Origin of the sequence: Pseudomonas sp. OST1909 (genome assembly GCF_015277575.1) — a bacterium.
Taxonomy (GTDB): Bacteria; Pseudomonadota; Gammaproteobacteria; order Pseudomonadales; family Pseudomonadaceae; genus Aquipseudomonas; species Aquipseudomonas synxantha_A.
Genome location: NZ_CP063780.1, coordinates 4,318,318 through 4,330,961, shown reverse-complemented (window position 1 = coordinate 4,330,961; position 12,644 = coordinate 4,318,318). Strand labels below are relative to the sequence as shown.

The 12,644-nt window shown below is 61.9% G+C and carries 10 protein-coding genes; 6 read left to right on the top strand and 4 right to left on the bottom strand.

Annotation, left to right across the window (positions count from 1 at the left end; translation table 11 throughout):
- The first annotated feature begins 710 nt into the window (after nt 1-710).
- From IH404_RS18630 to IH404_RS18605, 6 genes are read left to right on the top strand one after another with little or no spacing between them, the layout of a single operon-like run.
- Entirely contained in the window at nt 711-3,104 is a 2,394-nt protein-coding gene (locus IH404_RS18630; RefSeq protein WP_194438740.1) for a TonB-dependent receptor, read from the top strand.
- Between the two features lie 19 nt (nt 3,105-3,123).
- Complete coding sequence (locus tag IH404_RS18625; RefSeq protein ID WP_005789615.1) at nt 3,124-4,095, top strand: amino acid ABC transporter permease; 972 nt, start codon at nt 3,124-3,126, stop codon at nt 4,093-4,095.
- A complete protein-coding gene (locus tag IH404_RS18620) occupies nt 4,088-4,861 on the top strand; it encodes an amino acid ABC transporter ATP-binding protein (RefSeq protein WP_005789613.1) in 774 nt (257 codons plus the stop codon). The genes IH404_RS18625 and IH404_RS18620 overlap by 8 nt, the downstream gene beginning before the upstream one ends.
- 17 nt (nt 4,862-4,878) lie before the next feature.
- A complete protein-coding gene (locus IH404_RS18615; protein ID WP_122733827.1) occupies nt 4,879-5,802 on the top strand; it encodes an ABC transporter substrate-binding protein in 924 nt (307 codons plus the stop codon).
- Between the two features lie 10 nt (nt 5,803-5,812).
- Nucleotides 5,813-7,396, top strand: coding sequence for an FAD-dependent oxidoreductase (locus IH404_RS18610; RefSeq protein WP_194438738.1), 1,584 nt, complete (start codon nt 5,813-5,815; stop codon nt 7,394-7,396).
- An 11-nt stretch (nt 7,397-7,407) separates the two neighbouring features.
- Entirely contained in the window at nt 7,408-7,830 is a 423-nt protein-coding gene (locus tag IH404_RS18605; RefSeq protein WP_194438736.1) for a RidA family protein, read from the top strand.
- Between the two features lie 9 nt (nt 7,831-7,839).
- Here IH404_RS18605 and IH404_RS18600 read toward each other — a convergent pair whose 3' ends face one another.
- The 4 genes from IH404_RS18600 to IH404_RS18585 all read right to left on the bottom strand — a co-directional run bounded on the left by IH404_RS18600 (nt 7,840) and on the right by IH404_RS18585 (nt 12,623).
- Entirely contained in the window at nt 7,840-8,412 is a 573-nt protein-coding gene (locus tag IH404_RS18600) for an HD domain-containing protein (RefSeq protein ID WP_005789605.1), read from the bottom strand.
- A gap of 86 nt (nt 8,413-8,498) precedes the next feature.
- Complete coding sequence (locus IH404_RS18595) at nt 8,499-9,056, bottom strand: helix-turn-helix transcriptional regulator (RefSeq protein WP_005789603.1); 558 nt, start codon at nt 9,054-9,056, stop codon at nt 8,499-8,501.
- Nucleotides 9,057-9,216: 160 nt separating this feature from the next.
- Nucleotides 9,217-10,053, bottom strand: a complete 837-nt coding sequence (locus IH404_RS18590) for an HAD family acid phosphatase (protein WP_005789601.1) — start codon at nt 10,051-10,053, stop codon at nt 9,217-9,219.
- A 59-nt stretch (nt 10,054-10,112) separates the two neighbouring features.
- Nucleotides 10,113-12,623: a fimbria/pilus outer membrane usher protein gene (locus tag IH404_RS18585; RefSeq protein ID WP_194438735.1), complete on the bottom strand. Its 2,511-nt coding sequence runs from the start codon at nt 12,621-12,623 to the stop codon at nt 10,113-10,115.
- Nucleotides 12,624-12,644 lie beyond the last annotated feature (21 nt).

The window sequence follows — 12,644 nt, the reverse complement described above, 5'->3', positions numbered from 1 at the left end:
TGCCGGTTTACCCCCCAAATCCCTGTCGAATTCCGGCCAGCGTGGTTTAACGGGGCGCCTAAGATCAAAAGCAGATCAAAAGCGGCTTGCTTCGCATCGTAGTTACCGTCGGCTGCGACCACCTACAAAGTTGTGTAGGTACCCATGCTCATCGAGGGCAAGCCCTAATGCCAGTCAGTTAAGACTCTGTAGGAGCGAGCTTGCTCGCGAAAAACTCACAGGCGCCGCGTTCATTCAGGAAGCACGCTTTATCGTTGAGGTTTTTCGCGAGCAAGCTCGCTCCTACAGAGGGCAATGTACGCTTAACTGACTGGCATTAAGGCAAGCCCCTCCCTAGCCCAGAATCTCTCTGCTATTGATGGGATAAACATTACCATTATGAATAAAAATATTGATAAATAATGAAAGTAGAGAATATTAGCTTATGCCAAAACAGCATTATATTTTTGAAATTCATTCCGTTATGTTTGATCTCAACAGCCTACCCCTGACCTCGGATGGTACCCAGCGTGATTCAGATTCTGCGCGCCTGACCGGGTAACTATCCCCCGCAGCAGAATCGTTGGACGGGAGCTCAACGTATGTTGCCACTTCAAACCCCTCGCTTGCCCCACACCTAGCCCAAGCCGAAACGCCTTTTGAACACCGGTCACGCCGCGCCAGGCGCGTGCCTGCTCGATTTCGCGATTTGGAAAAAGCCGGGAATGGATATGAAGCACGTTCTACAACCCACCGCCGCCCTGACGTTGTCCTTGCTGGCTGCAGCGACGCACGCCCAGGACGACAGCACCTTGTCTACCGTCGTGGTCACCGGCAACCGTGGCGCCGAGCAGCGCACGGTCACCAGCAGCCCGGTGCCGATTGATGTGGTCAGCGCCAAGCAACTGCAAAGCACCGGCAAGCCCGGGTTGATGGAGGCGTTGAGCGCGGTGATCCCGTCGCTGACCTTGCCGGAAAAAACCGGCTGGGACGCCAGCGGCATTGCCCGCGCGCCAAACCTGCGGGGCTTGAGCGCCGCCGAAGTACTGGTGCTGGTCAACGGTAAGCGTCGCCACACCAGCGCCACCTTGAATATCAACGGCATCAACACTGGTGCGGCGCCGGCGGATCTGGACCTGATCCCCATCAGTGCCATCGACCATGTGGAAGTCCTGCGCGATGGCGCCGCAGCCCAATACGGTTCCGATGCCATCGCCGGGGTGATCAACGTGATCCTCAAGGCCGACACCAGCGGCACTTCGGTGACCAACACCGGCCTTGGCTACGACGGTAAGAAGCAGACGGTGCAGCAAAGCCTCAACAAGGGCTTCGAAATCGGTAACGGCGGCATCGTGCAGTTGGCTCTGGATGCGCGTAGCCAGAACGATGACAACAAGGCCAGCGCCAACGGCTACACCTACGAGCAGGCGTATGGCCTGGCAGGCAAGTCCACCTATGGCGGCTACGGCACGCCCAAGACCAACCTGCTGACCCTGGGCTACAACGCCGAGCTGCCGATCGATGACAGCCTCAGCCTGTACTCTTTCACCACCTACTCGCGACGCAAGGCCGAGCAGGGGCAGAACTTCCGCCTGCCGACCATCACCAACACCATCACCACGGGGCCCAATGGCTATCCGGCCGGGTACACCCCCACCTGGTACATCGACGAAGACGATTTCCAGGCGGCCTTCGGTGGCAAGGGCACCCTGGGTGAGTGGGACTGGGACCTGTCCACCACTTACGGGCGCAATGAAGCGGAGCAGGGCACAACCCACAACCAGAATCCGTCCCTGGGCGAAGCCACGCCAAACAGCTTTACCTCCGGCACGTGGATTTCTACCGAGTTGACCACCAACCTGGACTTCAAACGCGGCTTTGATATCGGCCTGCAAAAACCCTTGGACCTGTCCTATGGCTTCGAGCATCGGCGCGATACCTACGAGGTACAGGCCGGTGACTACGGGTCTTATGCCAACGGCGGCTACTGCGTGGCGCCGGGTAACTGCGCGTCGTCAGGGGCCCAGGTCACCAACGGCATTTCCCCGCAGGAAGAAAGCAGCGCTTCTCGCAACAGCCTGGCCAGTTATGTGGACGTGAGCTTCAACCCCTTGCCGGATTGGTACGTCGGCACCGCCCTGCGCTATGAGCATTACAACGAAGGCGTGGGCGCCACCCGCAGCGGCAAGCTGACCACCCGCTATGACTTCACGCCGCAGTTCGCCGTGCGTGCCACGGTGAGCAATGGCTTTCGTGCGCCGTCCCTGGCCAACAGTTTGTTCAGTGCGCGCTCCACCACCTATGGCGTGGTGGACGGCGTGTACCAGTCGATCAATTACGGCGTGCTGCCGGTGGGGTCGGCGGCGGCCAAGGCGCTGGGCGCCGAAGAGTTGAAGCCCGAACGCTCCACCAATTTCAGCCTCGGTTTCACCCTTACACCCACCGACCGCCTGAGTTTCACCGCCGATGCCTACGTGATCAATCTACGTGACCGCATCACCCTGACCGGCACCTTGCTGGGTCCTGAAGTCACCCAGGTACTGCAGAACAACGGCATCAACTCCACCTCCGGCGGCCAGTACTTTATCAACGGCGCCGACACTCGCACCAAGGGCCTGGACCTGGTCAGCAGCTATAACCAGGACCTGGGCGCGTTCGGCGCGCTGAAGTGGACCGCTGCGTTCAACTGGAACCAGACCAGAATCCAGAACTACAAGGCGTCCACCAGCATCCTTGGCCGACCTTATGACCTGATGGACCGCGAGGCCCGCAACCTGATCACCGGCGTGCAGCCCAATACCAAGCTGATCCTCGGTGGCGACTGGAGCATCGAACGCTTCAATCTCAGCCTGGCCCTGACTCGCTACGGTTCCTACAAGGAAGTCAACTCATCGGCCAACCGCTACCTGGACCGGGTCTACAGCGCCAAATGGATCACCGATCTCGACCTTGGCTACAACCTCACCAAAGACCTGAACATCGCCATCGGCGCCAAGAACCTGTTCGACCAATACCCCAAGAAACAAGGGGTGCCGAGCAGCACCATGGTTGCCAGCTACGGCACTTATTCGCCCTACGGTTTTACCGGCGGGTACTACTACACCCGGCTGACTTACGCCTTCTAAGGCCTGCGAGGAATAGCACATGCCCATTGTCGCCAAACCCTACGACCTGCTTGATGAGGTCAGCGTACAACCGCTGCGTCAGCACCGCGTCTCCACGCCGATCAAGGCGCTGCAAGTGGTGCCCGCCCGGCATCCCTGGCGCTGGGCCGGGTCGATCTTCGCCGCGCTGGTGCTGCTGGCCATCGTGCATTCCCTGGCCACCAACCCGCGGTGGGAGTGGGGCGTATTCAGCCAGTGGTTCTTCTCGCCGTCAGTGCTGCGCGGGCTGGGGCAGACGCTGTTGCTGACCCTGCTGAGCACTGTGTTCAGCGTCATTCTTGGCACGGCGCTGGCCCTGGCGCGGCTGTCGGGTTCGCCGTTGCTGGCCGCATTGGCCTGGGGCTATATCTGGTTTTTCCGCTCGATGCCGGCGCTGCTGGTGCTGATCATTCTCTACAACTTTGCCTACCTGTATGACCACATCGTGCTCGGGGTGCCGTTCACCGACCTGGTGTTCGCCGAATGGTCGACGGTGGATGTGCTCAGCCAATTCACCGTAGCGGTGCTGGGCTTGAGCCTGATGCAGGCGGCCTATGCGGCGGAGATCATTCGCGGTGGCCTGATCGGCGTGGAGGCCGGCCAGCATGAAGCAGCCGCGGCCCTGGGGTTGCCGGCGTCGCGGCGTATCTTTCGCATTATCCTGCCCCAGGCATTGCGCTCGATTTTACCGTCGGGGTTCAACGAAATCATCGGCCTGGTCAAGGGCACCTCCATTGTCTACGTACTGGCCCTGCCCGAGCTGTTCTACACCGTGCAGGTCATCTACAACCGCACCCAGGCGGTGATCCCGCTGCTGATCGTGGCCACGGTGTGGTACCTGATCATCACCACCGTGCTCACCAGCGCCCAGTACTACGTCGAACGTCATTTCGCCCGTGGCACCGCCCGGGTGCTGCCGCCGACGCCGTTGCAGCGCCTGCGCCTGTGGCTCAAGGAGAAGTCCCATGGCTGAAGCACGCGCCGGGCGCATCCAGATCCAGGGCGTGGGCAAGCGCTTTGGCAACCAGCAGGTGCTCGATAACATCGACCTGACCATCGACCCCGGCAAGGTCACGGTGATCCTCGGCCCGTCCGGCTCGGGCAAGTCCACCTTGCTGCGCACCATCAACCACCTGGAGAAGATCGACAGCGGGCATATCACCATCGACGGTGAATACGTCGGCTATCGGCGCAAGGGTGACCTGCTGTTCGAACTCAAGGAGCGCGAAATCCTCAAGCGTCGCATCGACGTGGGTTTTGTGTTCCAGAACTTCAACCTGTTTCCGCACCTGACCGCTTGGGAAAACATCGCCGAAGCGCCGTTGGCCCACAAGCGCTGGAGCAAGGCCCAAGCCCACTTCAAGGCCGCCGAGTTGCTGGCCAAGGTCGGCCTGGCGGACAAGGCCGACGCCTATCCGCGCCAGCTCTCCGGTGGTCAGCAGCAACGCGTCGCCATCGCCCGGGCTCTGGCGCTGGACCCCAAGGTTCTGCTGTTCGACGAGCCCACCTCGGCCCTCGACCCTGAGCTGGTGGGCGAGGTGCTGGACGTGATCAAGGGCCTCACCCAACTGGGCGTGACCCTGGTGATCGTCACCCACGAGATCGGCTTTGCCCGCGAAGTTGCCGACCACGTGGTGTTTCTCTGCGACGGCCAGTTGATCGAAGAAGGCCCGCCCGAACAGATCTTCCGCCAACCCCGCCATCCCCGTACCCAGGCCTTTCTCGGCAAGGTGCTTTAGTTCAAGGAGTGACTGTCATGTTCATCCATACCACCCGCGTGGCCTTGCTGGCGCTTGCCGTCAGCACCGCGCAATACGCCTTCGCTGTGCAACAGGTCGATCTGAGCCCCGACCGCCCGCGCATCCATGTGCCGCGCAATGAAGCGGCCATTGCGCAGATCCCGCCAGGCTTCAAGTTCGCCCAGCCGGGCAAGTTCACCGTGGCCGTGTCCGGCGTGGCCGGGCCGCCCCTGGCACTGCTCGCCAGTGACGACAAGACCACCATCGGCAGCGAAGCCGATACCGCACAACTGATCGCCGATAGCCTCGGCCTGCAACTCAATGTGGTACAGACCAGTTGGGAGGATTGGCCCCTGGGCGTCAGCTCGGGCAAATACGACGTGGTGATCAGCAACGTCACCGTCACCGAGGCACGCAAAAAGCGTTTTGACTTCGCCACCTACCGCCAGGATGTGCTCGGCTTTTACGTCAAGAGCACCAGCAAGATCACTGAGATCAAGCAGGCGGCGGACATTGCCGGGCTGAAGATCATCGTCGGCTCCGGCACCAACCAGGAAAAGGTCCTGCTGGCCTGGAACGAGGCCAATGAAAAAGCCGGCCTCAAGCCTGCGCTGTTGCAATACTTCGACGACCAGGCCGCCGCGCAACTGGCGGTGCAGTCAGGGCGCAGCGATGCGCTGTTCGGGCCGAACTCGGTGTACGCCTATTCGGCGGCGATCACCGGCGGCATCAAGCGCGTCGGCACCGTCAACGGTGGGTGGCCGTTGCAGGCCGATATCGCCGTGACCACGCGCAAGGACAACGGCCTGGTCCAGCCGATCCACACCGCCCTGGAAGGCGCGATTGCCGGCGGGCAATACGAGCAGGTGCTGCAACGTTGGGGCCTGGATGTCGAACGCGTCGACAAGTCGCTGATCAACCCACCGGGCTTGCCGGACTAGGAGCATCGACATGGGACTGACACGACGTGAAGCGCTGTCGAGCATTGCCGCAGTGGGCGGTGAGAAGGCGGTCAAGGATGCACTGGCGGTGTTGGGTCTGGGCCCATCGTCACACCGCCGACCGCAACCGCTGAAACTCAAGGATGGCCTGGGACAGGGCACCCGCGTGCTGGTGCTGGGCGCCGGGATTGCAGGATTGGTCACGGCCCTGGAACTGAGTCGCGCCGGCTTCAGCGTGCAGGTGCTGGAAGCCCGTGAGCGCGTGGGTGGCCGCACCTGGACCCTGCGCAACGGCGACCGCGTGGACTACAAGGATGGCCGCTCGCAAACCGTGGGGTTTGATCCGGGCCAGTATTTCAACGCCGGCCCGGCGCGTATTCCCAGCCAGCACCGCACTATCCTCGACTATTGCAGTGAGCTGGGCGTGCCGTTGGAAGTGCTGGTCAACAGCAGCCATGGCGCTCAGGTGCGGCCGGACCTGAGCCAGCCGGCGTTCAGCGTCGGCCAGGCGCTCAACGATACCCGTGGGCATCTGTCCGGGTTGCTGGCCAAGGCGGTGCAACGCGATGCCCTTGACGATGTATTGAGTGGTGAAGAGCGTACGCGCCTGCTGGGTTTTTTGCAGGTGTACGGGGACCTGTCCCAGGAGCTGGCTTTTGAGGGCACCCTGCGTTCCGGGCACCTTGAGTCAGCCGCCCACCCTGGCGCCTTGCCCGCCCGCCACAAGCCGCTGGGGTTGGAGCGCTTGCTGCACCCGGAACTCTGGGGCGCTTTGTTGCACACCGAGTTCCCGGAATTTTCAGCCACCATGTTCCAGCCGGTGGGCGGCATGGACCGCATCACCGACGCCCTCTACCGACGCGTGCATGAGCAGGTGCAACTCGGCGCCCAGGTGCGGCAGATCCGTCAGTTGGAGGAGGGCGTGGCGGTGACCTATCACGACCAGCACAGCGGCCGCGAACAGGTGGTGCGTGCCGATTACCTGGTCTCGACCTTGCCGCTGCCCCTGCTGGCCAGGCTCGACAGCGACTTCAGCGACCCGGTCAAGGCCGCCTTGCTCAGCACTCGCAGCGATCAGGCGACCAAGGTGGCGTGGCAATCCCCACGTTTCTGGGAAACCGATTACCGCACCTATGGCGGCCTGTCATGGGTCGAGCATCCGGCGCGCTTGCTGTGGTACCCCAGCAACGACCTCAACACCCGCGAGGGCGTGCTGGTGGCCGGTTACGTGACCGGGGAGGGCGCCGACGTGTTCGGCGCACAGCCACTCGAACAGCAGCACGCCGCCTCCCGACAAGCCGTAGAGCTGTTGCATCCAGGTTATTCCAAACATTTGCGTCATCCACTGGCGGTGTCCTGGGAACAGATCCCCTACAGCGAAGGCCCGTGGCTGCAACGCGAACACTTCCCCGCCCAGGCTCACGCCTTGCTGGAACGGCCCCATGGCCGGGTGTACTTCGCCGGCGACGGCCTGGTGCAAAGTGGCGTGGGCATCTGGCAGGAGTCGGCGGCCAACTCCGCGCGCCATGTGGTGGCGCAACTGGCCGAGCGCATCACTCAACAACGACAGATTGCGGCTGTGGCCGCCTCTTGAGGAGCAATACCATGAGCGACAGCATTCAACGCACCAGCGTGGGCGATTTTCCCATCTCGCAAACCGTCACCGTGCCGGCCTCGGCCAGTCTGATATTCGTCAGCGGCACGCTGCCCGACCTCGCCGACCCGAATGTGCCTGGGGTTTACGGCGACACCGAAGTACAGACTGTTTCAGTGTTTAACAAGCTGCGCAAAATCCTCCAGCAGCAGGATCTGGACCTGGGCGATATCGTGCAGTTGCGGGTATTTCTGGTCGGCGCGGAAGAAACCCACGGCAAGCTGGATTTTGCCGGGTTACAGCGGGGGTATACGCAGTTCTTCGGCACGCCCGAGCAGCCGAACAAACCGGCGCGGACCGCGTTGCAAGTGGTGGCGTTGCCGCTGCCGGGGGCGTTGGTGGAGGTGGAGGCGATTGCTGCTCGGGCGGTGTGATGACGCCCGTCACTCTGCGGCGTGGAGCCTTTGCTCTGTCGCCCGATCGATCAACGCCCGCAGCGCTTCGAACAAAGGGTCGGCATCTGTGTGTTTTTTGCCGTAGGCCAGGTTGAAGGCGTAATCGAAATCGGGCGGGTTCAGTCCTTGGGTGTGCTGCAGCAGGGTCTCCAGCTTGTCCATGGCCTTGACGGCTTTTGCTTCCGGCGAGCGCGCGTTCTCGTAGTCATCCCATAACGTCAGGATCTCGGCTTTCAGGGGGCTGTCCAGGGACTGCGCCAACAGCAGCAGGTCGAGTCGCTCCTGTTCGCCCTTGTTGGGAAAGGCCGCCTGGCTGACCGCCGGGATATCGCCGTGGATGGCTTCGCCCAAATCATGGATAACGCACATCTTGAGGATTTTCAGCAGGTCCAGGCCGGGCAATTGATCGGCGAACACCATCGCCATCAGACACAGGCGCCAACTGTGTTCGGCCGTGCTTTCAGTGCGGCCCGAAGCCGTGTGGGCACTTCTGAGCACATCCTTGAGTTTTTCCGCTTCGCGCAGAAAATCGAGACGGCCTTTGATTTTTTCCATGTCCATGATGCTGCCCCGCAAGGTCGGTTGTGCAGGTAAGCCTAGGTGCGCGAGCGCAGATCGTCCACGCATAAAATATGCGCGGTGGGCTTTCAGAGTGTCTCGACCAGGCGTGCTGCGCTGCCATCGCTCAGGGTCATGCGTGTCCAGCGACACAGGCTTGGGCGTATGGGCACGAGATTGGAGTCGTTGCTTCCAGTGGTGAATTCAAGGGCCGGTGGTGCCTGGGTTTCACGCCAGCCGGTATGCTCCAGGCTGGCTTCGATCAGCTGGATTTGCGGCGTTGCGAAGCGCCACAACGACTGGCCCATAAGCTCGGCGAGCGGGCTGCTGAACTGGCGTGCGCGGGAGGGCGAGCACGCGAGCAGGCGGTGCGTCAGGTCGCACACCAAGTGCATCGCTTGCGAACTCTCGCTGACCAGCCGGGCCAATGCCTGATCGGCGGCTGCATCAAGTCGGGCTGCCAACAACTGCTCAAGCTGTTGGTGCGCAGCCGGATCCATCGCTTGTACGCCACTTTCCCAGCGCGAAATAGTCGATTGTGTGACGTTGAACAACTGCGCTGCATGACTTTGCTTGATGCGGTGCAGCAAACGCCATCGCCGCAGCGCAACGCCGGGCAAGGCAGGCTTGAGCAACGAGTGAGGCATCTGCGATTCCTGAGTCGACGGGTGGATGACGAGTGTGATGACAAGAGGGCAGCGGTGCAAATGAGTGGGATGAACGGCCCTCGGGTTGGCACACCAAGCCTCAGGGCTAAAGTGTTGATCGCTCCTGATACGCAGATCCAATGTGGGAGGGGGCTACTCTTTATTGCTGCAACAACAATGCCCGCTGCTTGAGCTTGCGTTTCTGCGCAAACGGCAAGGTTTCATCATCCCCGTACGGCGCGCTGTACCAGTTGCCGTAGCTCGGATTTGGCAGCAGGAACCAGCGCTGCCCCAACCAGTTCACATAGGGTTCGACGGCCTTGCGCTGCGCAGCCAGGGTGTTGTGTTCGGCCTGCACGAAATCTCCCAGCGAGTCACCGGCCATCAATAACACGCGGGCTTGGCTGGCGACCCACTGGCGACGGCAGTTCTTGCCATAGCCAGCGCTTTCGCAATGGCCGATGGGGGTGCTGGCCGCCAGGATCTGTGCGTCGCTCTCTATCGGAAAGCCGCGCAAACGCAGGTTTTTGGCGGTGGCCGCGACCTGGCTGTGCTCGCGGTTGGTGAGGTAATACACCTTGATGCCTTTTTGCCTGGCCGCTTGCAGGAACGCCACGGAACCCGGCAGTGCCTCGGCCTTGGCCTGCTCGACCCAGGTATTCCAGCGATCGTAGGAATAGACCTGATTGTTGATGATGTCGCGAGCGTTGAGCGGCACGTTGTCCAACAGCGTCTCGTCGATATCCACAATCACCGCCGGCGGCAAACCGGTCAGCTTGCGCGCAGGTAAAGGCAGTGCGTCCCAGTTGGGGTCGGCCAGCGCTACATCGAGTTGGCGGGTGGCGTTGGCGAAGAGCTGGCGGTAGATCATCTCGTGCTCGATGGACGTCTGGGTCCAGAGCACGGCGTCGAGTTGGTCGTTGGCCGGGGGTGTTTGCTGGCAGCCTGCCAGGGCGGTGGTCAGCAGGCAGGCACTGGCAAGGAACAGGTTACGCATGGGCAAATCTCGCAGAGGATGGGTGCGTGGTCGGCACAGTAGCGCATTCCCCCGCACAATCAAGGCGTACACACCAGTGCCTGGCGCTCGTAGTTCAACGCCTTGTTCTGTGGTGCCAGCGCATAGCTCGCGCTACAACGCTGTTCACCCCACTTGATGATCAGTGTGCCCTGATCCTCTTCCACCAGCGCCAGGGCATTACCATTGGGGTCGGCAATCGCCAACTGCTTGCCATTGGCGTCTTCCAGTGAGGCACCAAACGACAGCGGTTGATGCTGTGCATCAAACAACTCAAACAACACCCGCCGCCCGGTGGTGCCACTGTAATGCGCCACCACGATGGCGCCACGGCGCGGCACCAGTTGTTGGGTAGCGTTGGTGATTTCCACGTCGCCACCCAGATCGCGAGTGTCCAGGCTGATCCAGTTGACCCGGTAGGGTTGCGCAGTGGGCACCACCGCATAGCCGTTGTAACCGGTTTCCACCCCGCTGTAGCTGCTGATCTTGGCCCCAGAGATGCCTGGTACTTCGGCCAGGGCGAAGGTCTCGCTGACCGTCTGCCCCAGGTTGACGCCACCCGCATGAGCCACCACGGAGCCTGCGAGGTTGAAGTTCTGTGAGTTGTAGCCCTGGCCCTGGCTATAACCGAGGCTGACGTCTGCCACGGCGGTGCGACTGTTGATGTTCACCGAGCCTGAGTCGCCGCTGGTTTCACTGTGGCCGGCCTGCACCGAATAGAAAGTGTCGCTGGTATCGGCCACGTAGCCATTGATGCCCGCTTGGGTGGTGGTATCGCCACGTTGGTGGCTGGTGGTGACAAACGCCCGTGGCGCGCGGGCCTGGCTGCCCAGCGGGAAAGACACCGACAGGTTCACCTGCGTGTCGCTGCTCGGCTCGCCCCAGGTGACGATCTGCTTGGTGCGCGTCACGCCAAGGTTGTAGCTCAGGTCGCCCCAGTTGCCGGTGTAGCCCGCGGAAAAGCTCTGGGAGCCGCCGCGATTCCAGTAGCGTTGGTCGCTGGCGTTCACATACAGGCTGCCGAATTCGCTGTTGCGTCCGATGCTCTGGTTGATGGTCAGGTCGGTGCGGGTTTTCGAGTGGCCGGTGCGTACGCGCAGGTCTTCGCTGCTGTCTTCCACATGGTCGGTGAGGGTGCGATAGCCCTCGGTGGAGTAGCGATAGGCGGCCAGGGTGAAGTTGGTATCGGTGCCGGCAAAGGTCTTGGCGTACAAGGCGCGTACGCTGCTGCCCTGGGAGGTTCGCCCCTGGGCCTTGCTGGACGAATGGGTGGTATCCAGCGAGAACGCACCGAACGAGGTGTTCCGGCCGGCGCCGATCGACAGCGCGCTGTAGTCCTCACTGGCTTGCACACCGACAATCCCGCTGAGGTTGCTGGTCAAGCCGTAAGCCAGCGTACCGCTAAAAAAACGCGGGGTTGCCAGGCCATCGGCATTGCTTTTGAACGTGCCCGCCGAGACGCTGTATTTCACCTGGCCTTCGCGCACCATGATCGGCAGGCTGGAGAACGCCTGCATCGTCACCCGCCGCGTACCGTCGGCTTCGATCACGGTAATTTGCAGGTCACCGTTGGAGCCGCTGGGGTAGATATCGTTGATCTCGAACGGGCCTGGCGCGACGTTGGCGGTGTAGAGGATGTAGTCATTCTGGCGGATTTCCACCGTCGCGTTGGTCTGCGCCACCCCACGGATTACGGGGGCATAGCCGCGTTCGCTGTCGGCGCGCATGCCATCATCCGAGGCGAGCTTGACCCCGCGGTAGCGCACGCTGTCGAACAGGTCAGTGTCGGAGAAAATCTCACCGGCGCTGAACTGGCCCTTGATCGCGGTGACGTCGTGCTGCAAGTAAGTACGGTTGCTGGTGAAGGTGTTCGAGCGATCGGTGCCGCCGCTCAGGTTCGACTCGTTGCGCAGGCGCCAGGCCCCCAGGTTGATGCCGTTGCGCAGGCCCAGGTTATTGGCAATGCGGGTTTTATAGTCGCCGGCGGTGCGGCTGCTGTTGAGCTGGTAGTTGATGAAGGCGGCGGGCACACCGTCGTCCCACAACTGTGGGTCGACATACCCGCGCAAGCCACGCTGCATCGCCACCTGCGGGATACTTGCGAGCAGGCGCAGACGGCTGCTGTCGTAGCGCACGCTGGCGTCTTCGATCATGTCGGCAAGGGCGTAGCATTCCTGCGGCTGCTGCGGGTCAAGTTTGCCCTCGGCCTGCAAACGGTGCAGGTCGATACCCAGTTGCTTGAGCAGTTCGAGGGTCAGGCAGGCTTCGACGCGGCCGTTTTTCGGGTTGCGCTTGAAGTCGATATCGCGCCGGCCCACCAGCACTTCGTTGCTGTACAGGTCGACGCGGTAAGTGCCCGGCAGCACGCTGTTGGCAGAGAGCAATTGCTGCAAGTCCACCGGTGACTGCGAGCCTTGCAGGAAGGTGGTATTGAAGGTTTCCGTAGCGTCATCGGCCATGACCAGGCCGGGCAGACTGGCGGCAATCGCCAGCGACAGCGTCTTCAACTTCAGTACGCCACGTGCGGGCCTGTTGCTGGAAAGAAAGGACATGCGAAGACCTATGACATCCCT

Coding starts and splice junctions, on each gene's coding strand:
- IH404_RS18620 (WP_005789613.1), top strand. CDS start 4,088: ATGGCTGAAGCACGCGCCGGGCGCATCCAGATCCAGGGCGTGGGCAAG.
- IH404_RS18600 (WP_005789605.1), bottom strand. CDS start 8,412: ATGGACATGGAAAAAATCAAAGGCCGTCTCGATTTTCTGCGCGAAGCG.
- IH404_RS18625 (WP_005789615.1), top strand. CDS start 3,124: ATGCCCATTGTCGCCAAACCCTACGACCTGCTTGATGAGGTCAGCGTA.
- IH404_RS18605 (WP_194438736.1), top strand. CDS start 7,408: ATGAGCGACAGCATTCAACGCACCAGCGTGGGCGATTTTCCCATCTCG.
- IH404_RS18585 (WP_194438735.1), bottom strand. CDS start 12,623: ATGTCCTTTCTTTCCAGCAACAGGCCCGCACGTGGCGTACTGAAGTTG.
- IH404_RS18595 (WP_005789603.1), bottom strand. CDS start 9,056: ATGCCTCACTCGTTGCTCAAGCCTGCCTTGCCCGGCGTTGCGCTGCGG.
- IH404_RS18590 (WP_005789601.1), bottom strand. CDS start 10,053: ATGCGTAACCTGTTCCTTGCCAGTGCCTGCCTGCTGACCACCGCCCTG.
- IH404_RS18615 (WP_122733827.1), top strand. CDS start 4,879: ATGTTCATCCATACCACCCGCGTGGCCTTGCTGGCGCTTGCCGTCAGC.
- IH404_RS18630 (WP_194438740.1), top strand. CDS start 711: ATGAAGCACGTTCTACAACCCACCGCCGCCCTGACGTTGTCCTTGCTG.
- IH404_RS18610 (WP_194438738.1), top strand. CDS start 5,813: ATGGGACTGACACGACGTGAAGCGCTGTCGAGCATTGCCGCAGTGGGC.